19 protein-coding genes are annotated in these 20,193 nt (G+C 40.5%); all 19 read left to right on the top strand.

All coding sequences use genetic code 11. The features are described 5' to 3' along the window. Window positions 1-93: 93 nt before the first annotated feature. The 19 genes from lpxB (at window position 94) to dxs (ending at window position 20,158) form a co-directional block, all read left to right on the top strand. Entirely contained in the window at window positions 94-1,128 is a 1,035-nt protein-coding gene (lpxB, locus tag CVT14_RS03490; protein WP_107849706.1) for a lipid-A-disaccharide synthase, read from the top strand. Window positions 1,129-1,131: 3 nt separating this feature from the next. Continuing rightward, window positions 1,132-1,617, top strand: coding sequence for a transcription elongation factor GreA (gene greA, locus CVT14_RS03495; protein ID WP_107849707.1), 486 nt, complete (start codon window positions 1,132-1,134; stop codon window positions 1,615-1,617). 63 nt (window positions 1,618-1,680) lie between these two features. After that, entirely contained in the window at window positions 1,681-2,472 is a 792-nt protein-coding gene (locus CVT14_RS03500) for a UDP-2,3-diacylglucosamine diphosphatase (RefSeq protein ID WP_103598343.1), read from the top strand. Then, window positions 2,472-3,425, top strand: a complete 954-nt coding sequence (locus tag CVT14_RS03505; protein ID WP_012001425.1) for a chemotaxis protein — start codon at window positions 2,472-2,474, stop codon at window positions 3,423-3,425. Before CVT14_RS03500 ends, CVT14_RS03505 begins: the two co-directional genes overlap by 1 nt. An 8-nt stretch (window positions 3,426-3,433) precedes the next feature. Further along, window positions 3,434-5,779, top strand: a complete 2,346-nt coding sequence (locus tag CVT14_RS03510; RefSeq protein WP_107849708.1) for a chemotaxis protein CheW — start codon at window positions 3,434-3,436, stop codon at window positions 5,777-5,779. Window positions 5,780-5,789: 10 nt separating this feature from the next. Beyond that, window positions 5,790-6,287, top strand: coding sequence for a chemotaxis protein CheW (locus CVT14_RS03515; protein ID WP_021087872.1), 498 nt, complete (start codon window positions 5,790-5,792; stop codon window positions 6,285-6,287). An 8-nt stretch (window positions 6,288-6,295) separates the two neighbouring features. Next, window positions 6,296-6,922 carry a phosphoserine phosphatase SerB gene (gene serB, locus CVT14_RS03520; RefSeq protein ID WP_107849709.1) on the top strand — a complete coding sequence of 209 codons (627 nt, stop codon included), beginning with the start codon at window positions 6,296-6,298 and terminating at the stop codon, window positions 6,920-6,922. Between the two features lie 4 nt (window positions 6,923-6,926). Continuing rightward, window positions 6,927-7,919 carry a transaldolase gene (locus CVT14_RS03525; RefSeq protein WP_021089648.1) on the top strand — a complete coding sequence of 331 codons (993 nt, stop codon included), beginning with the start codon at window positions 6,927-6,929 and terminating at the stop codon, window positions 7,917-7,919. Continuing rightward, window positions 7,919-9,079, top strand: coding sequence for a type IV pilus twitching motility protein PilT (locus tag CVT14_RS03530; protein ID WP_021089656.1), 1,161 nt, complete (start codon window positions 7,919-7,921; stop codon window positions 9,077-9,079). The genes CVT14_RS03525 and CVT14_RS03530 overlap by 1 nt, the downstream gene beginning before the upstream one ends. A gap of 67 nt (window positions 9,080-9,146) precedes the next feature. Next, on the top strand, window positions 9,147-9,683 hold the full coding sequence (locus CVT14_RS03535) for a 50S ribosomal protein L25/general stress protein Ctc (protein WP_107849710.1): 537 nt from the start codon (window positions 9,147-9,149) through the stop codon (window positions 9,681-9,683). 11 nt (window positions 9,684-9,694) lie between these two features. Beyond that, the gene (gene pth / locus CVT14_RS03540; RefSeq protein WP_107849711.1) at window positions 9,695-10,243 is read left to right on the top strand and encodes an aminoacyl-tRNA hydrolase; all 549 of its coding nucleotides are present in this window, start codon (window positions 9,695-9,697) and stop codon (window positions 10,241-10,243) included. Beyond that, on the top strand, window positions 10,240-11,304 hold the full coding sequence (locus tag CVT14_RS03545; protein WP_107849712.1) for an LptF/LptG family permease: 1,065 nt from the start codon (window positions 10,240-10,242) through the stop codon (window positions 11,302-11,304). Before pth ends, CVT14_RS03545 begins: the two co-directional genes overlap by 4 nt. A gap of 55 nt (window positions 11,305-11,359) precedes the next feature. Then, on the top strand, window positions 11,360-12,583 hold the full coding sequence (gene lysA, locus CVT14_RS03550; RefSeq protein WP_107849713.1) for a diaminopimelate decarboxylase: 1,224 nt from the start codon (window positions 11,360-11,362) through the stop codon (window positions 12,581-12,583). Beyond that, window positions 12,567-13,646: a prephenate dehydratase gene (gene pheA / locus CVT14_RS03555; protein WP_107849714.1), complete on the top strand. Its 1,080-nt coding sequence runs from the start codon at window positions 12,567-12,569 to the stop codon at window positions 13,644-13,646. The genes lysA and pheA overlap by 17 nt, the downstream gene beginning before the upstream one ends. Beyond that, window positions 13,646-14,743: a histidinol-phosphate transaminase gene (gene hisC / locus CVT14_RS03560; RefSeq protein WP_107849715.1), complete on the top strand. Its 1,098-nt coding sequence runs from the start codon at window positions 13,646-13,648 to the stop codon at window positions 14,741-14,743. Before pheA ends, hisC begins: the two co-directional genes overlap by 1 nt. Window positions 14,744-14,747: 4 nt before the next feature. Next, window positions 14,748-16,445, top strand: coding sequence for a flagellar basal-body MS-ring/collar protein FliF (gene fliF / locus CVT14_RS03565; RefSeq protein WP_103597392.1), 1,698 nt, complete (start codon window positions 14,748-14,750; stop codon window positions 16,443-16,445). Continuing rightward, window positions 16,445-17,476, top strand: a complete 1,032-nt coding sequence (fliG, locus tag CVT14_RS03570; RefSeq protein WP_012001435.1) for a flagellar motor switch protein FliG — start codon at window positions 16,445-16,447, stop codon at window positions 17,474-17,476. The genes fliF and fliG overlap by 1 nt, the downstream gene beginning before the upstream one ends. Beyond that, window positions 17,473-18,339, top strand: a complete 867-nt coding sequence (fliH, locus tag CVT14_RS03575) for a flagellar assembly protein FliH (protein ID WP_107849716.1) — start codon at window positions 17,473-17,475, stop codon at window positions 18,337-18,339. Before fliG ends, fliH begins: the two co-directional genes overlap by 4 nt. Then, entirely contained in the window at window positions 18,332-20,158 is a 1,827-nt protein-coding gene (gene dxs / locus CVT14_RS03580) for a 1-deoxy-D-xylulose-5-phosphate synthase (protein ID WP_107849717.1), read from the top strand. The genes fliH and dxs overlap by 8 nt, the downstream gene beginning before the upstream one ends. Window positions 20,159-20,193: the final 35 nt, after the last annotated feature.

A 20,193-nucleotide genomic window follows, 5' to 3' on the forward strand; every position in this document is an offset into this window, starting at 1 on the left:
TTTAAAGGCTTGGATTTTATCACAGCTTTCTTAAAATTTTAAAGAATTTTTGCGTATAATGCCCCCAAAAAAAGACCTGATGAAAGTGTGTAAATGAAAATTTTAGTCTCCGCTCTTGAGCCATCGGCAAATTTGCATTTAAAAGAAATTTTGAAAAATTTTGAGGGCGAATTTGAGCTAATGGGAATTTTTAGCGAAGAGCTTGGCATGCCATATATGAAAAGCAGCGAGTTTTCAGCGATGGGCTTTGTCGAGGTTTTGCCACTTATTTTTAAGGCAAAAAAGGCGATGAAAGTGATGAGCCAGATGGCAAAAGAGGCTGATGCAGTGCTGCTAATAGACAGTCCAGCCTTTAACCTACCGCTTGCAAAGGCGATAAAAGAGGCCGGCGCAAAAGCAGCCGTGACATACTATATCTTGCCGCAAGTTTGGGCGTGGAAGCCAAAAAGAGTGAGCGTTGTGGAGAGATACTGTGACAACCTTGCTTCGATCCTGCCATTTGATGCGAAATTTTATAGTCGCTCGACCTACGTGGGCCATCCTTTGATGGATGAGATAAAGCTTAAAAAAACTAGCCTAAGTAGCAGTGGTAAAGTGGCGTTTTTACCGGGATCAAGAAGGTCAGAGATTTCAAGGCTGATGCCAGTTTATAGAGAGCTTGCTAAAAAGATAGAGGCTAAAAGGCTGCTTGTCGTGCCGCCATTTTTGCTTGATAAAGTGGGCGAAATTTATGGCGATGTGAGCGATTTTGAGGTCGTTTCAAACACGCCTGAAGCCTTGTATGAGAGTGACTTTGCCTTTGTTTGCTCTGGCACTGCTACGCTTGAGGCAGCGCTCATTGGCACGCCATTTGTGCTAGCATACAAGGCAAAAGCGATAGATGTTTTCATCGCTAGAAAATTTGTAAAGATCGAGCACGCAGGACTTGCAAATATAATGTTTGACTTCATGGGCAAAGAGCCGCTTCATGAGGAGTTTATCCAAGAATTTGCAACGGCTGAAAATTTGTTTAGAGCTTATGAGAGCTGTGATAGGCAAAAATTCTTAAAAGGCTGCGATGAGCTAAGGGCTTACTTAGGACATGGCAGCAGTAAAAATGTAGTAAAAATTTTAAAAAATATGGAGTAAAAAATGAGTGAACCAATGACAATATACGGATATGAAAAAATAGAAGCTGAGCTAAAGGATCTAAGGCTAGTGCAGCGCCCACAAATCGTAACAGAGATCGACATCGCAAGAAGCCATGGCGATCTAAAAGAAAACGCTGAGTATCACGCTGCAAAAGAGAAGCAAGCCTTTATAGACGCTAGGATCGCTGAGCTTAGCGCACTTTTGGCAAACGCAGAGGTGATCGATCCAAGTAGCTACGAGCATGACAGAGTGAGGTTTGGCTCTAGTGTGACGATAATGGATGAAGAGACCGAGGTAGAGCATACTTACACGATAGTTGGTGTGAGCGAAAGTGACCTAGACAAGGGCTATATCTCGATAAACTCGCCTCTTGCAAAGCAGCTTTTAGGCAAGGCTGAGGGCGATGAGGTCGCGCTAAATTTACCAAAGGGCAGAAGCGACGTTGAGATCGTGAAAATTTGCTATAAGCCTATAAAATTTGACTAAAAAGATGAGGCGAAGAGCTAAAAGCTGCTTTTTGGCTCTGCTAATTTTTAATTAAGGCAAAATTTGAGCGAATACCTATATGCCCCCGTTATAAAAAAAGGCGCAATCTTTTTGGCTGATGCGCATGAAAACACAAACCGCGATGGCTTTTTGAGATTTTTGCGCGCCGTTGATAGCGGAGAGATCAAAGAGCCGCCACAGATTTTCTTGCTTGGCGATATATTTGATTTTTTAACGGGCGAGGGCGAATATACGCAAAAATTTTACGCTGAGCACTTAAGGCTTATAAATAAAATTTCACAAAAGGTGGAAATTTTTTACTTCGAGGGTAACCACGATTTTAGGCTTTCAAATTTATTTGATAAAACTAGAGATTTTTGGGACAAAGGTGAGAGGCTAAGCTTCGAGGGAGTAAAAGTTTATGACATTTGCGCTCAGCCAGTGAAATTTAGAACTATAAGTGGCGAGCACGTCCAGATCGCGCACGGCGATATATTTTTACCTTTTATAGATAAGTATGCACTTAGGTTTTTAAGGCTTAGATGGTTTTTGAAATTTATGAACGCGCTTGATAAAATTTCGGATTTTAAAATTTCAAAAGCGATACTAGCCAAACTTACTAAGAAAAATCTGCACTATAAAATTTCAAACTTCAAGGAGCTAATGAGCAAGCATTTGCAGGGCTTTGACGCAAGTATAGTGATAGAGGGACACTATCATCAAGGTGAGCTATTTGATATTTACGATAGATTTTATATAAATTTACCTTGTTTTGCATGCGAGCAAAGTTATTTTGTTGTAGAATACGCCCAGCAAAAGTTGAATTTGCTCAAAATGAGTTTGAAAGGACATTGATGTTTGGAGACAACGTACTAAAAACGGGCTCAAACGAGATGGAACTTGTTGATTTTCGTATCTTTAAAAAGGCCGAAAACAAAGTATATGAAGGAATATACGGAGTCAATGTCGCAAAGGTGCGGGAGATCATTAAGATGCCAAATCTTACCGAGCTTCCTGGCGTTCCTGAGTATATCGAGGGAATTTTTGATTTAAGAGGTGTGGTTATCCCTGTTATAAATTTGGCAAGATGGATGAATATCGTCGAGCCAACTGAGGGTGTAGTTATAAAGCCACGTGTTATTATCGCTGAATTTAGCGGTATATTGATCGGTTTTATCGTCCATGAGGCCAAGAGGATCAGACGTATAAACTGGAAAGACATAGAGCCTGCAAATTTTGCTGCTGGAGCTGGCACTCTGGATAAAGGCAAGATCACAGGCGTAACAAGAATAGAAAATGACGAAGTGCTTCTCATTCTTGATCTTGAAAGCATCGTTGAAGAGCTAGGAATTTACTCACCAAAGATCGAATTTGACGTAACAGACGATCAAAAGATCAAAGGCGCTGCTTTAGTTCTAGATGATAGCTCAACTGCTAGAAAGCTAGTAAAAGACGCACTTGAGAAGATGGGCCTTAGCGTAGTTGAAGCTAAAAACGGCGTTGAGGGATTAGAGAGAATGGAAGAGCTTTATCAAAGATATGGAGATAACTTAACAAAAGAGCTTAGAGTTATCTTAAGCGATATTGAAATGCCACAAATGGATGGATACCGCTTTGCTTCAACTATTAAAAATGATGATAGATTTAAAGATGTTCCGATTGTGTTTAACTCTTCATTAAGCAACGAATTTAGTGAGGTTAAGAGTAAAGAAGCCGGTGGTGCTGCGTATCTTACAAAATTTGATGCTGGTGTATTTTATCAAGAGGTGCTAAAAGTGATTGAAGCACATTCTAAATCTGCGAAGTGAGGTGAAGTATGGATGATATGAAAGAAATAATGGAAGACTTTTTAATAGAGGCTTTCGAACTTATTGAGCAGATAGATCATGACCTTGTTGAACTAGAGGCAAACCCTGAAGATTTGGAGCTTTTAAATAGAATTTTCCGTGTTGCTCACACAGTAAAAGGTAGCTCAAGCTTTTTAAATTTTGACGTTTTAACAGAGCTTACTCACCACATGGAGGATGTTTTAAACAAAGCTAGAAAAGGCGAGCTAAAGATCACTCCAGATATCATGGACGTTGTTCTTGAGTCAGTTGATATGATGAAGGGACTACTTGAGAGCATTAGAGATAACGGTAGTGACGTAGCCGCTGGCATTGATATCAAAAATATTTGTGTAAGACTTACTCAAATTTCTGAAGGTGAAGCACCAAGTGCAGCCGCAGAAGCTCCAGCCGCACCAGCACCTGAGCCAGTAAAAGAGCCAGAACCTGTCGCACCAGCCGAAGAAGCAGCTCCTGAAGTAAGCGATGCCGAGCTTTCAAAATTAAGCGACTCTGAGGTTGAGGCTGAGATAGAGAGACTTTTAAAAGTTAGAAAAGCAGAAGATCAAGCAAGACGTGCTTCAAAAGGCATAGCTCCAAAATCTCCTGAAGAGATAGCTCCAGCCACAAGCGCTGCGCCAGCACCTAAGCCAGCTCCTAGTAGAGAAAGAGATGCGGATAAAAAAGTGCCAGCAGCTAGTAGTAACAGTGCGGTAGCACAAGAGCAAACGATACGTGTTGAAGTAAAAAGACTTGATCACTTGATGAATTTAATCGGTGAGCTTGTTCTTGGTAAAAACCGCCTACTAAAAATTTATGATGACGTAGAAGAGAGATATGAGGGCGAGAAATTCCTAGAAGAGCTAAATCAAGTAGTATCAAGCCTAAGTTTAGTTACGACTGATATCCAGCTAGCTGTTATGAAGACAAGGATGCTTCCAATAGCAAAAGTCTTTAATAAATTCCCACGTATGATACGTGATCTTAGCCGTGACCTTGGTAAGCAGATCGACCTTGAAATTTCAGGTGAAGAGACAGAGCTTGATAAATCAATCGTTGAAGAGATCGGCGATCCGCTAGTTCATATCATCAGAAACTCATGCGATCATGGCATCGAAGATCCTGAGACAAGAAAGGCAATGGGAAAACCTGAAAAAGGCCTTGTTCAGCTAAAAGCTTACAATGAGGGCAACCATATCGTTGTTGAGATAGTTGATGATGGTAAGGGCTTAGATGCTGATATGCTTAAAGCCAAGTCTATAGAAAAAGGCATCATCACTGAGCGAGAAGCTGATGCGATGAGCGAAAAAGAGGCTTTTGGTCTTATATTTAAGCCAGGATTTTCAACTGCAGCCAAGGTTACAAACGTATCTGGTCGTGGCGTTGGTATGGACGTTGTTAAGACAAATATTGAAAAACTAAATGGTATCATTGATATTGAGAGTGAAGTTGGAAAAGGCACAGTTATGAAGCTTAAAATTCCACTTACACTTGCGATCATTCAATCACTTCTTGTCGGAACACAAGAGGAATTTTATGCGATACCACTTGCGAGCGTTCTTGAGACTGTTCGCGTGCCTATCGATGATATCTATACGATCGATGGCAAAAACGTTCTAAGACTAAGAGATGAGGTCTTATCTCTTGTTAGACTTTCAGATGTATTTGGTGTCAATAAAGTCTTTGATGGCGGAGATCAAACTTATGTCGTAATTATTGGCGTTGCCGAGGCAAAACTGGGCATCATCGTTGATACTTTGGTCGGTCAAGAAGAGATCGTTATTAAGTCAATGGGTGATTATTTACAAAATATCCCAGGCATCGCTGGAGCTACTATAAGAGGCGATGGCCGCGTAACTCTTATCATAGACGTTGGTGCTATGATGGAGATGGCAAAGGATATTAAGGTAAATATTAGAGCCGAAATGGAAGATAGTGCTAAAGCAAAAGAGAAACCAAGCGATTATAAGGTCCTAATCGTTGATGACTCTAAGATGGATAGAACTATCATGCAAAAATCGCTTGAGCCAATCGGCGTCACAATAATAGAAGCAACTAATGGAGTAGAAGCACTCAATATAATTAAATCAGGCGAGCATGCCTTTGATGCGGTGCTCATTGATATTGAGATGCCAAGGATGGACGGATATACTCTAGCTGGTGAAATTCGCAAATACTCTAAGTATCGCACTTTACCGCTAATAGCAGTAACATCAAGAACGTCTAAAACTGATAGATTGCGCGGAGTAGAGGTTGGTATGACTGAATATATCACAAAACCATATTCGTCAGAATACCTTGAAAACGTTGTTAGAAAAAATATTAAATTAGGTTAGGGGTTAGGCGATGAATGATAAACTAAACCAAGTTTTAAGCAAACAAAAACAGCAAATTGACGAGCCTGAGATAAAAAACAACGAAGATATAGTCCAATTAGTAGGCTTCGTTGTTGGCGAAGAAGAGTATGCGATACCTATTTTAAATATCCAAGAGATAATCAAACCTATCGAATACACCCGTGTTCCTAGTGTGCCTGACTATGTCCTTGGTGTATTTAACTTACGTGGAAACGTTATTCCTCTTATTGATTTGCGAAAACGTTTTTCATTAAATGTTACAAAGCAAAGCTCAAATACAAGATATATCGTCATGAAAGATGAGGATAACATCGCAGGCTTCGTGATAGACCGCTTGACGGAGGCTATCAGAATAGACCGTAACAGGATTGATCCGCCGCCAGAGACTTTGGTAAAAGACAAAGGCATGATCTATGGTATCGGCAAACGCGATCAAAATATCCTTACGATTTTAAAGGTTGAGAGCCTTTTAAAGCGTGATTTTTAGGGCATAGCTTGATAAAACTTTGCGTTTTTGACTTTGACTCTACGATAATGGACGGCGAGACGATTGATATCCTCGCCGCTGCCAATAACGCCAGCAATGAGGTGGCTAGCATAACGAAGCGTTCTATGAACGGCGAACTTGATTTTTTTGAAAGTCTTACAGCAAGAGTAAAATTTTTAAAAGGAATGCCACTTTCAAAGGCAGATGAAATTTGTAAAAATTTACCTATCATGCCAGGAGCTAGCGAGCTTATAGCGGCTCTAAAGCAAAAAGGTATAAAGGTCGTGGTTTTTAGTGGTGGTTTTCACATCGCAACTGATAAGATGCAAGAAAAACTTAAATTTGATGCAAATTTTGCAAATATTTTGCACCATAAAGATGGAATTTTAACAGGTGAAGTTGGCGGAGAGATGATGTTTGGTAGCTCAAAAGGTGAGATAATAGATCGCTTAAAGGGGCTATTAAATTTAGATAAAAGTGAGATCATGTGCGTTGGCGACGGAGCCAATGACGTGTCAATGTTTAGAAAATGTGATCTAAAAATTGCCTTTTGTGCGAAAGAAATTTTAAAAAAAGAGGCGACGCATTGCGTGGATGTCAAGGATCTGCGTGAAATTTTAAAATATATAAGGTGAAAAAATGTATGACAATGAAGCTAAATTTTCTCTTTGGTGTGACTTTATAGAGAGAGATTTTTTACAAAACGAATTCAACTCTTTACTAGAAAAAGGCGTTATAAACGGAGCTACAAGCAATCCAGCTATTTTTAAAACAGCTTTTGCATCACCTGCTTACAAACAGATCATACAAAATAGCAACAAGCGTCATCCAAAAGATCTTTATGAAATTTTAGCAACCCAAGATATCAAAATCGCCGCATGTAAAATGCTAAAAAACTACGCAAATGGCGATGATGGCTTTGTTAGCATCGAGGTTGATCCAAATTTAAGTGGCGAAACAGCTGCGACGATAGAAGAGGGCATCAGGCTTCACAACCTTATCTCAATGCCAAATGTCATGATAAAAATCCCAGCCACAAAAGAGGGCTATGAGGCGATGAGTGCGCTTATGGCAAGAGGTATCAGCGTAAATGCGACGCTCATTTTCTCGCCAGATCAGGCTAAAAACTGCCTAGAGGCTTTTAAAGAGGGCAGCAAGGCTTATGCAAGTCGCTTTGTGGATACGATGATGCCAAAGGGTGTGATCAGTGTTTTTGTTAGTAGATTTGATAGAAAGCTTGATGAGACAATGGCTGCAAAGAGCTTGCCAACTGGGCAGATCGGCATAATGAACGCTGCAAATATCTATCATATCATTGAGGATTTTGGCTTAGAAAACGTAAGGACACTTTTTGCAAGCACTGGCGTAAAAGGTGGTGGCTTAAGAGGGGATTATTACGTTAGAGAACTAATGTATAAAAACTCTATAAACACAGCTCCGATAGATACGATAAAAGAATTTGTAAAAGAAAAAGCTGAGGCAAAAAATACCCCTAGCAAAGAGAATATCTCAAGCTTTTTTCATATCATAAAAAATAATGAGATCGATATAAATGCTACTTATAAAGAGCTTTTAAATGACGGCTTGAAGCAGTTTGTTGCAGCATTTGATGAGATTATGAAATCACTTTAATGACCAAAAAAGACCTAGACTCATATCTGTGCTCTTTAGTCGATAAAGGTGGTAGCGACCTTCACCTAAAGTCTGCAAGCCTAGTTTATGGTAGATTTAATGGCGAGATCATGCCACTTAGTGAAGAAAATTTAGACCCAAGTGATGCCGTAGCCATCGCAAAAGAGCTTTTGGGGGCTAAATTTGATGAGTTTATGGATAAAAAAGATATAGATTTTTCTTATAAACTAAATGATGAGTACTGCTTTCGTGTAAATATGTTTTTGCAGATAAATGGAATTTCTGCTGTCTTTCGTGTTACTCCAACGAAAATTCCAACCATAAAAGATCTAAATTTACCAAGCGTGATAGAAAAAATTTGCACCGAGACCACTCGTGGCATCATCCTAGTGACTGGCCCAACTGGAAGTGGCAAGACAACGACACTTGCTAGCATGATAAATTTCATAAACCAAACAAAAAGATCGCACATCGTGACTATTGAAGATCCGATTGAGTATGTATTTAACGATGATAAAAGTATAATCAACCAGCGCTCTATCGGGGCAGATGCGCTAAATTTCTCAGATGCGTTAAGAGCTTCATTAAGAGAAGATCCTGATATCATCTTGGTGGGTGAGATGAGAGATCTTGAGACGATTGAGACTGCCATTAGAGCTGCAGAGACTGGCCACTTGGTGCTTTCGACACTTCATACGCTTGATGCAAAAGAGAGCGTAAATAGAATAGTAAATAGCTTCCCACAAGGCGAGCGAGATAAAGTCAGCCTTATGTTCTCTTCAGTGCTTGCTTGCGTCATCTCACAAAGGCTAGTTAAGACGCTTTTTGGCACAAGACGCCCAGCAGTCGAGATCATGAGAAAAAATACCCGCATAAAAGAGCTCATATCTGAAGAGAAATTTGACGAGATCGATCTTGCCATAGCTGAGTCAAAAAATACTTACGGCATGCAAACTTTTGATCAACATCTGCTTGAACTTTATGAAAATAAGATAATTAGTGCCGAAGTTGCGCTTGACAATGCTAGCAATAGGGGCGATTTGCAGCTTAAGATAAAAAGCTCAAATGTAGCAGGTTTTAGCTTTGAAAATGGTGTAAATTTTGGCAAACCTCAAAGCAAACAAGATCAACCTGAAGTGATCGCGCTTAAAGAAATTTAGTAAGCTTTATGTGAAATTTATAAAGCATTAGATAAAATCAGCACCTATTTTTTATGAAAGGAAAACGATGTTAGAAGGAATCGTTAGAGAGAGTATCGGTAAGAAGTCTGCGAAGGCTTTGAGAAGAGATGGTTATCTAATCGCCAACATTTATGGCAAGGGATTAGAGAATGTTGCAGCTGCTTTTAAAGTCAATGACTTTATTAAAGAGGCACGCAAAAAAGAGAGCCTTGCTTTTGATGTAAAAGTAGGCGGAAAAGTTTATAATGTCGTTATTGTTGATTACCAAAGAGATGTTGTTACAAGCGATCTTAAACACGTAGATCTAAAAGTAGCACTTCCTGGCGTTTTATCAAAATATATGATCTCGGTTAAGCCAGTTGGAATACCTATTGGTCTTAAAAATAAGGGCGTTTTGATCCAGTCAAAAAGACGTCTTTGCGTAAAATGCACGGCTGAAAATTTACCAAATTCATTTGACGTTGATGTAAGCAAACTTGACATTGATGATACGATTTTGGTTCGCGATATCACAGCTCCTAAAGGCGTTACTATCATTGACGCCGACCGTGTTGCGGTACTTGGAGTTATTAAAGCTAAATAAAAAGGGCTTTTGTGACACTAATAGCGGGGCTAGGCAATCCTGGCCCCAAATACGAAAACACTAGACACAACATAGGCTTTATGCTTATAGACCTCCTAAAAGACTCAAATTTCAAAGATGTTAGCTCAGCTAAATTTCAAGGCGAAGTTTTTAAATTTAACGACATTATCTTGCTAAAACCAACGACATTTATGAACCTCTCAGGTCAAAGTGTTAAGGCGGTAAAAGACTTTTACAAGCCAGATAGGATCATTGTTATCCACGACGATCTTGATCTTAGTTTTGGCGCGGTTAAATTTAAAAAAGGCGGCAGTAGCGGCGGACATAACGGCATAAAATCGATCGATAATCTAATAGGTAACGACTACGAAAGAGTGCGCGTTGGCATAGGGCATGAGGACGATGCCAAAAATTTCGTCCTTGGCGAGTTTAGCGATGAAGAAAAAAAGGCTTTAGATGAAATTTTAGCCTATACAAAAAATGCGGTTTGTGAGCTTCTAAAGAGCGACATCAACGAAATTTCACAAAAATTTACGGTAAAAAAAGGTCTTATCAAATGAAACTATACGCCAGATACGTTGGCTGGGTCTATATAAAATCTTTTCTTATCGTATTTTTAGCGCTTGAGTTATTTTATGTTGGCATTGATCTGCTTACAAATTTAAAAGATCTGCCACCATCTGCGAACCTTCAGCTGCTCTACGTTGGCCTTACTGCGCTAAGTGCCATTAGCTACGTTTTGCCACTTTCGCTCATCTTTGCGCTAATAATTTTACATGTAAATATGGTTCGCTCAAACGAGCTAATCAGCTTTTATGCTCTTGGTATCAGCAAAAACAAACTCATTTTGCCGCCATTTCTCATCGCTTTTTTTGTGACGATTTTTTATGTCGGGCTAAATTTTACGCCATTTGCTTATGCGCATGACTATCAAAAAAGTATCGCTAAAAACACCGCTTTTTCAAAAAGCACAAACGACTCATTTTTGAAATTTGAAGGTAAATTTATCTATATAAAAGAGCTAAACTCAGCCAAACAAAGGGCAAATGACGTAAGAATTTTTGACATTAATGGCACTGACTTGCTCTCAACAACCTTTGCTAACCACGCTAAATTTAAAGACAATGAGTGGGTTTTAGAGGATGTAAATCAGACCTTTTTGCCTCAAAGCTTAGAGCTTGGCGAAAATGGCTTTAGTAAGGTAAAAAGCGAAAATTTAGATGCATTAAGAGGCTTTAAGCCAAAGAGCATTGAGAGTGCTGCAAGCGTTGAAAACTCGAAATTTAACATACCTGATGCGATAAATTTTATAAAGACATTTAAAAACGAAGGCATAGGGCTAGACAGCGCAAGAACAGCATTTTATAACCTTGCTATCACGCCATTTTTTGCGCCATTTTTATTGCTTATTTTCTACTATCATTTGCCAGTAACTGGTAGGTTTTTTAACCTAGCACTCTCAACATTTATCTTTGTTGTCATAACACTCGTAGTTTGGGGACTTCTCTTTATCTTAACCAAATTTGCTCAAACCTCAGTCATCTTGCCAGAGATCGGCATGGTGCTCCCAGTTATTTTGCTTTTTGCATACGCCATTTATCTCATAAAATCGCATCGTTAAGCCAAATTTTGGCAACTTTTTTGTAAAATCAAGCCATTTTAAAAAAGGCTATTTTATGGATTTTAAAGAGCTTGCAAGCAAATACAAAACCCCACTTTACGTTTATGATTTTAACTACATTAAAGAGCGCTATGAAGCGCTAAAAAACGCATTTTACGCTAGAAAATCTCTGGTTTGCTACGCTGTAAAGGCAAACTCAAATTTAAGTGTTTTAAAATTTTTAGCTGATCTTGGAGCAGGATTTGACTGCGTGAGCATCGGCGAGGTCAAAAGAGCGCTGTTAGCAGGAGCTAAGAGATATCAGATCATCTTTAGCGGCGTTGGCAAGAGCGATGCGGAGCTAAAAGAGGCTTTAGAAAATGAAATTTTGCTGATAAATGTCGAGAGTTTTGCAGAGCTTTTAAGGCTTGAAAACATTGCAAAGGGGCTAAATTTAAAAGCTAGGATCAGCATCAGGGTAAATCCAGGCGTTGATGCAAAAACGCACCCATATATCTCGACAGGGCTAAATGAAAACAAATTTGGCGTTGATGCGGTGACTGCTAAAAAGATGTATATCCACGCTAAAGCATCAGAGTTTCTTGAGCCAACTGGCATACACTTTCACATCGGCTCGCAGCTAACTTCACTAAGCCCTATAATAGACGCTGCAAAGATCGTTAGCGAGCTTTTAAGAGAGCTAAAAGCGCTTGAAATAGATATCAAATTCTTTGACGTTGGTGGCGGACTTGGCATCATCTATAACGACGAAAAAGAGATAAATTTATATGACTACGCACAAGGAATTTTAGGCGCACTAAAGGGTCAAGATGTGACCATCGTTTGCGAGCCAGGGCGCTTCATCGTGGGCAATGCTGGCTACTTTGTCGCAAGCGTTTTATATGAGAAATTTAACGGCAAAAAGAGATTTGTCATCACTGATGGCGCGATGAATGATCTTATAAGACCAAGCCTTTATGGCGCGCATCACAAAATTTTTGCTTACGGCAAGGATGAAAATTTAGGCACTTGCGACGTGGTTGGTCCAGTTTGTGAAAGCGGTGACTTTTTAGCAAAAGATATAGAGTTGCCAGAGTGTAAGAGTGGCGATGTCATCGTGGTTAAGGGAGCTGGGGCTTATGGATTTAGCATGAGCTCAAACTACAATACAAGAAACAGAGCCGCTGAAGTTTGCGTGCTTGATGGCAAAGATAGGCTCATAAGAAGACGCGAGAGTTTCGAGGACGTCGTGGCTTTAGAGAGAGAATTTTTGGAGAGCGCTGATGCAAGAGCTAAATGAGCTTAGAAAAGAGATCGATAGTATCGACGATCTCATCTTAAATAAACTAAACGAAAGAATGAAGCTTGTTGAGCAGATCGGCAAGCTAAAGCAAACGAGCGGGACGCCTATATATCGCCCTGAGCGTGAGCGAGCCATCATAAACCGCTTAACTAGCCTTAGCAAAGATAAAGCTTTAAATAAGGCTGCGATCGAGGCTATTTATCTTGAAATTTTTGCTGTTAGTAGAAATTTAGAGATGCCTCAAAAGATCGTCTATCTTGGCCCTGAGGGCACTTACACGCATCAAGCGGCGCAAAGTAGATTTGGTGCGATGAGTGCATATTTACCACTTGCTACGATCGAGGCAGTTTTTACGAAGCTAGCTCAAAAAGAGGCAAAATACGGTGTCGTGCCTATCGAAAACAACACTGAAGGCGCTGTTGGAGCTACGCTTGATTGTTTGAGTAAATTTGATGATATAAAGATAGTGGCAGAGCTCTACGTAGATATCCACCACAGCTTTGTTAGCATAAATGAAAATTTAAAAGAGATAAAGCGAATTTACTCACATCCGCAAGGCTACAACCAGTGCCGTAAATTTTTAGAAGATCATATGCTAAATGAGGTCGAATTTGTCCCAGCCAAATCAACCGCAGCAGCCGCATATATGGCATCTATGGATAGAGAATCAGCCGCCATTTGCTCAAAAATCGCAGCTAAAATTTACAACGTGCCAATCGTCTATGAGACTATTGAAGATAATATGGCAAATAGAACGAGATTTTTGATCTTAAGCGATTTTAAAAACGCCAAGGTCGAAAACTCGAAAACTTCGATCCTAGCAAAGACTGATCACAGTCCAGGACGCCTTGCTGATCTGCTTTCTATCTTTAAAAATGAAAATATCAATATCACAAAACTTGAGTCACGTCCTATAAAGCAGCGAGAATTTAAGTCAATTTTTTACCTTGACTTTGAAGGCCATATCGACGATGAGAAGGTGCAAAACGCCTTTGAACTCGCAAAAGAGAGCGGCGCTGAGATAACGTGGCTTGGAAGCTATTTAAACGGAGATGAGTAATGAAATTTAATGACTTTTTAGATGATCTAGTAAATTACGAGGCTGGAAAGCCGATCGAGCTTGTAGTTAGAGAGTTTGGCATCGATGCGAAAGATGTGATAAAGCTAGCGAGCAATGAAAACTCTTTTGGCACGAGCAAACGCGTAGAAGAGGCGCTAAAAGAGGTCGCTAAAAACGCACATCTCTATCCAGATGATAGTTACTTTGAGCTAAAAGAGGGGCTGGCTAAGAAATTTGGCGTAACTAGCAAAAATCTAATCATCGGCTCTGGAAGCGACCAGATCATAGAGTTTGCACTTCACGCAAAGGCAAATAAGCAAAGTGGTGTTTTGATGGCTGGCGTGACATTTGCGATGTATGAAATTTATGCAAAACAAACAGGGGCTAAAATTTACCGCACAAAGAGCGTGGAGCATAATTTGAGCGAGTTTTTAGAAATTTATAACGCACACAAAGATGAAATTTCTGTCATCTTTCTTTGCTTACCAAACAACCCTTTGGGTGAGTGCATCGATGCCGATGAAGTCTATAAATTTATAAAAAACATTGATGAAAACACGCTTGTGGTGCTTGATTGTGCTTACAACGAATTTGCTAAATTTAAAGATAGCAAAAAAGAGATAAAACCAAGTGAGGTGGTGAAATTTAAAAATGCCATCTATCTTGGGACGTTCTCAAAGGCCTACGCACTTGGCGGCATGCGCGTGGGATACGGCGTGGCAAATGAAGAGATCATAGGCGCTCTTTCAAAGCTAAGAGCTCCATTTAACATCACAACTCCAAGCCTAAGAGCAGCGATAGTAGCGCTTGGGGATGATGAATTTGTGCAAAAAACTATGCAAAACAACTTCGAGCAGATGAAGAGATATGAGGAGTTTGCAAGGCAAAATGGCATAGAGTTTATCCCAAGCTATACAAATTTCATCACTTTTAAATTTAACGAGCCAAAATCAAGCCAGATATGCGAAAAGATGCTAAAAAAAGGTATAATTTTACGAGATTTAAAAAGCTACGCCTTAAATGCGGTGAGAATCACCATCGGTCAGGCATGGCAAAACGATAGAGTTTTTGAAGAGTTAGAGCAAATTTTAAAGTAGGGATATGGATTTTAAGGCATTACTTCATCAAATAAGTCAAATTTATCAAAAGCTTTCACTAAAACAAAAGATCGTCGCAGGCAGCTCGATCGTTTTGGTTGTAGCTTTTTTGGTATTTTTAACGCTTTACAAAAGCAAAAGTGATAGCTTTGCAGGATATAGCGTCCTTTTTGAAAACATCAGCCCAAGCGACTCAGCCTTAATAGTCGATCAGCTAAACAAAGATGGCATCAAGTATAAACTAGCAAATGAAGGCACGATCCTTGTGCCAACTAGCGATGTATATAAAGAGCGTATCGCTGTTGCAACGCTTGGCATACCAAAAGAGAGCAAGATCGGTTTTGAAATTTTTGACAAGCAAGAATTTGGTGCAACGGATGCCGAGCAGAGAGTTAAATTTCAAAGAGCGCTTGAGGGTGAGCTAGCTAGAACGATCGAGAGCCTCTCATCTATCCAAAAAGCAACCGTAAGAATAGCCATACCAAAAGAGAGTGTCTTTACCGAAAGGCAAGCGCTCCCAACAGCCTCGATCGTGGTTGAGCTAAAGCCAGGCGTTAGTCTAAATGCGAAGCAAATTTTTGGCATTAAAAACCTAGTTGCCGCCTCTGTTACAAATTTAAGCACCGAAAATGTCAAGATAGTAAATCAAGATGGCGTCGCACTTGGCGATGAGGACGGTGAGTTTGATAGTGATGCCATAGCTCAGCAGATCCGCTATAAGCGCGAGTTTGAAAATAATTATGAGCAAAAGATCGTAAATGTCCTAGCTCCTATCGTGGGCGGGGCAGATAAGGTCGTAGCAAAGGTAAATATCGACTTTGACTTTGATAAAAAAGATACAAAAAGCGAGGTTTATGACCCAAATAACGTCGTAAGAAGCGAGAGCAACATCGAAGAAAAGCGCCAAGGCTCAGCTCCAAATGAAGTAGGCGGCGTACCAGGTGCAGTTAGCAACATAGGTCCTGTTCAAGGGCTAGATGACAGCACTTTAAAAGAGCAGTACAATAAAAGCTCACAGCAGACAAACTACGAGATTTCAAAGAAAGTGACAAATGTCAAAGGGCAGTTTGCTAGCATAAACAGAGTGAGCGCAGCTGTCGTTATAGACGGACTTTATCAAAGCAAAAAGGATAAAGACGGCAAACCAACTGGCGAGCTTGAATTTGCCCCGCTTACCAAAGAGCAAAGAGAATCAATCACAAATTTAATCAAGCAATCAATCGGCTACAATCAAAATAGAGGCGATGAGGTAAGCTTAGATAACTTCGAGTTTAAAACTGGCAAAGATGTCAGCACTGGCGAGAAGATGGATGGCTTTATGAACAACTACGTGATGCCTTTCTTGCCGCTACTTAAATACATCTTTGCAGCACTGCTACTTTACATCTTCTACAAAAAAGTCATCGTGCCATTTATGCAAAAGATGCTTGAAGAGACGAAAGAAGAAGAGGAGCAAGCCCAGGACGATCTTGAAGATATCGAGGTGGATGCTGAAGATACGCTTGAGAAATTTAAAGCCGCTCGTAAGAAGGTCGAGGAACAGCTTGGTCTTAGCGGTGAATTTAATGAAGATGAGCTAAAATACGACGTCCTTCTTGAAAAGATGAAGATAGTAGTCACTGAACGAAGCGAGGAAATTTCAAATTTACTCCAAGATATGGTTAAAAATGATAGTGACTTTAACATGCGTAAGGAAATTTGATGTCTATAAAACTAACCGATAAGCAAAAGATGATATATGACGATCTTTCGATGCCAGAAAAGATCGCTATTTTACTAATACAGCTTGGCGAAGAGGCGACGGCTCTTATATTTTCTCACATGGATGTTGATGTCATCACTGAAATTTCAGGCTACATAGCAACTGCAAAAAATATAGACAAACAAGTTGCAGGCGCTATTTTAGAAGAATTTTACGCTCTAATGCAGTCAAACCAATATATGAGAAGTGGCGGCTTAGAATATGCAAAAGAAATTTTATACCGCACATTTGGTCCAGAGGCTGCTCAGAAAATTTTAGACAAGCTTGCTAAAAGCATGGAAAACTCAAAGAGCTTTGGCTATCTTGATAAGATAAAGCCACAGCAACTTGCAGACTTCATCGTAAAAGAGCACCCTCAAACTATCGCGCTGATCCTTGCTCACATGGACTCAACAAGTGCTGCCGAGACGCTAAGCTTCTTCTCAGATGAGCTAAGAAGCGAGGTCGTGATCAGGATGGCAAACCTTGGCGAGATCAGCCCATCAGTCATCAAGCGTGTCTCAACAGTGCTTGAGGGCAAACTTGAGAGCCTCACATCCTACAAGGTCGAGGTTGGTGGTCCAAGAGCTGTGGCAGAAGTGCTTAACAGGCTTGGTCAAAAAGCTAGCAAAAGCACCATTGAACGCATCGAACAAAGCGACGATAAGCTTGCTACAACGATCAAAGAGCTTATGTTTACATTTGAAGATATTATCAACCTTAACGCAACTGCGATTAGAGAAATTCTTAAAAATGTCGATAAAAAGGACCTTATGGTTGCATTTAAGGGCTCAAGTGATGGCATTAAGGATAAATTTTTATCAAATATGTCTCAGCGTGCAGCTGAAGCCTTCAAAGAGGAGATGCAATACCTTGGCGCTGTGCGTGTAAAAGACGTTGAAGAGGCGCAAAGACGCATCGTTGAGGTCGTTCAAGGTCTAGCTGATCAAGGCGTCTTCCAAGTTGGCGAAGCAGATGAGATGATAGAATGAAAAGTAGCGTAATAACAAGTGAGACCTCGCCGGCTCACTTTATAGAAAATTATAGATTTAAGGTGCTTGGAAGTAACGAAAGAGCCCAAGATAGCACACCTGTTTTGATAGAAGAAAATAATCTTAGTGAAGAGCTAAATGAACAAAATTTAGAGCAAGGTGGTGAAAATTTCGCACCTCAGATGTCGCACCCAGTGCAACCAAATATGCAAAATCACTTTGCACCTCAGCCTCAAAACAGCCAAGCTCACCAGCCTGGATTTGACTCTAGCTTTGTCGAGGAGCTCCTTAAAAAGACAGATGAGCTAAGCAGCAACATCATCAAACTTCAAATGCAAATAGAAAATCAAGAGAGCGAATTTGCAAAGCGTCTTGAAGCCGAGATCGCCCGTGCAAAAGAGGATGGCAAAAACGAAGGCATCGCTCAAACAAACGCTGCAAACGAGGCAAAGATAAAAGAGCTTGAGGCTAAATTTAACGCTTCAGCTGCAAAGTTAGATGAGCAGTACGCTAAATTTGATGAGTTTTTGAAAAAGAGCGAGGAAGAGCTTGGCCAAACTGCGATAAAGATCGCAAAAGAGGTGATAGAAAAAGAGGTCTCAACGGCTTCTAGCCAGATCGCTCATCACCTAGCAAATTCACTTATAAAAGAGCTAAGCGATGTAAAAAATATAGAAATTCGCGTTAATCCTGAAGATAGCGAGTATCTAAAAGAGCAGTTTAGTAAAAACGAACGCGTAAAAGTAAGCGCTGATGATGCCATAAGTAAAGGTGGCGTAGTGATAATAAGCGAGGGCGGAAACATCGATGCGACGATGCAAACAAGGCTTGAGAAGCTAAAAATGCTGGTAAATAATGAATAAAGACGTTAAAAGCCTAAATGTCGATGAGCTAAATGCGCTTTGCCACGACATCAGAGATAAAATTTTAGCTACCGTTAGTAAAAATGGCGGTCATCTTAGCTCAAATATCGGCGCAGTCGAGATCATTGTCGCGATGCATAAAATTTTTGACGTTACAAAAGATCCGTTTATTTTTGATGTGAGCCACCAAAGCTACGCGCATAAGCTACTAACTGGGCGCTGGGACAAATTTGATACGCTTAGAAAATTTAACGGTATCAGCGGCTACACAAAGCCAAGCGAGAGCAAATTTGACTACTTTGTAGCAGGCCATAGCTCAACGTCCATTTCACTAGCAGTTGGCGCTGCAAAGGCGATCAAACTAAAAAATGAAGAGCGCTTGCCAGTAGCTGTCATAGGCGATGGCTCGCTAAGTGGCGGCATGGCGTATGAGGCGCTAAATGAGCTTGGGGATAGAAAATATCCTTGCGTCATCATCCTAAACGACAACGAGATGAGCATAAGCAAGCCAATAGGCGCGCTTAGCAAGTATCTAAGCCAGATGATGGCAGGGCAGTTTTATCAAAAATTTAAAGGCAGGGTTGAGCGCTTTTTAAGCTACATGCCAGACTCCGCGGCTTACATGGCTAGACGCATGGAGGAGGGCATCAGGCTCATCACTCCTGGCATGTTTTTTGAAGAGCTTGGACTTGAGTACATAGGCCCAGTCGATGGGCACGACCTTTCAGCGCTTCTTAGCACATTTGAAACAGCCAAAAACATGAAAAAACCAGTCATCGTCCACGTGCAGACGCTAAAGGGCAAAGGGTATGAATTTGCCGAGGGTTACTATGAAAATTGGCACGGAGTTGGACCGTTTGATCTAAAAAGTGGCGAATTTATAAAAAGACAGTCAAACAAATCAGCCACGGCGATCTTTAGTGAGCAGCTTTTAAAGATGGCAAGAGAGCATAGCGACATCGTTGGCGTAACGGCTGCGATGCCAACAGGCACTGGCATGGACGCGCTCATACATGAGTTTCCAGACCGCTTTTGGGACGTGGCGATAGCCGAGCAGCACGCAGTTACCTCGATGTCAGCCATGGCAAAAGAGGGCTTTAAACCATTTGTCGCGATATACTCGACCTTTATGCAAAGAGCCTACGATCAGGTCATCCACGACGCTTCTATCTTAAATTTAAACATCACATTTGCGATGGATAGAGCAGGCATCGTGGGCGAGGACGGCGAAACGCATCAGGGCGCTTTTGATATCAGCTTTTTAAACGCTGTGCCAAACATGGTTCTTTTTGCCCCAAGGTGCGAAGAGAGCATGAAAAATGTTATGGAATTTGCCTACTCTTATAAAGGCGTTAGCGCGTTTAGATATCCGCGCGGGGCGTTTATCTTAAGAGATAAGTTTAAAGCCAAACCGCTTGAGTTTGGCAAGGGTGAAATTTTAGCTGACGTAAAGAGTGATATCGCATTTTTAGGCTATGGCAACGGCGTAGGCAGAGCGAATTTGGTTAGAAATTTACTAGCTGGCAAGCTTGAAGCGATCTTAGTCGATCTAGTCTTTGTAAAGCCGCTTGATAGAGAGCTTTTACTGGATCTTGCAAAACGCACTAAAAAGTGGTATATCTTTAGTGATAGCGCCAAAAAAGGCGGCGTTGGCGAGATCGTAAGCGCCTTTTTACAAGAAAATGGCATATCAAATGTAAGCGTTGTTAGCTTTGAATATGATGATAAATTTATCCAGCATGGCTCGACAGCTGAGGTTGAAAAGAGCCTTGGCATAAGCGCTGAGCAAATTACCCAAAAATTACTAGAGAATAATTAATATCATTTAATAAAGAAACGTTTAATATTACTTTT

Source organism: Campylobacter concisus (genome assembly GCF_003048445.1).
Classification (GTDB): Bacteria; Campylobacterota; Campylobacteria; order Campylobacterales; family Campylobacteraceae; genus Campylobacter_A; species Campylobacter_A concisus_BF.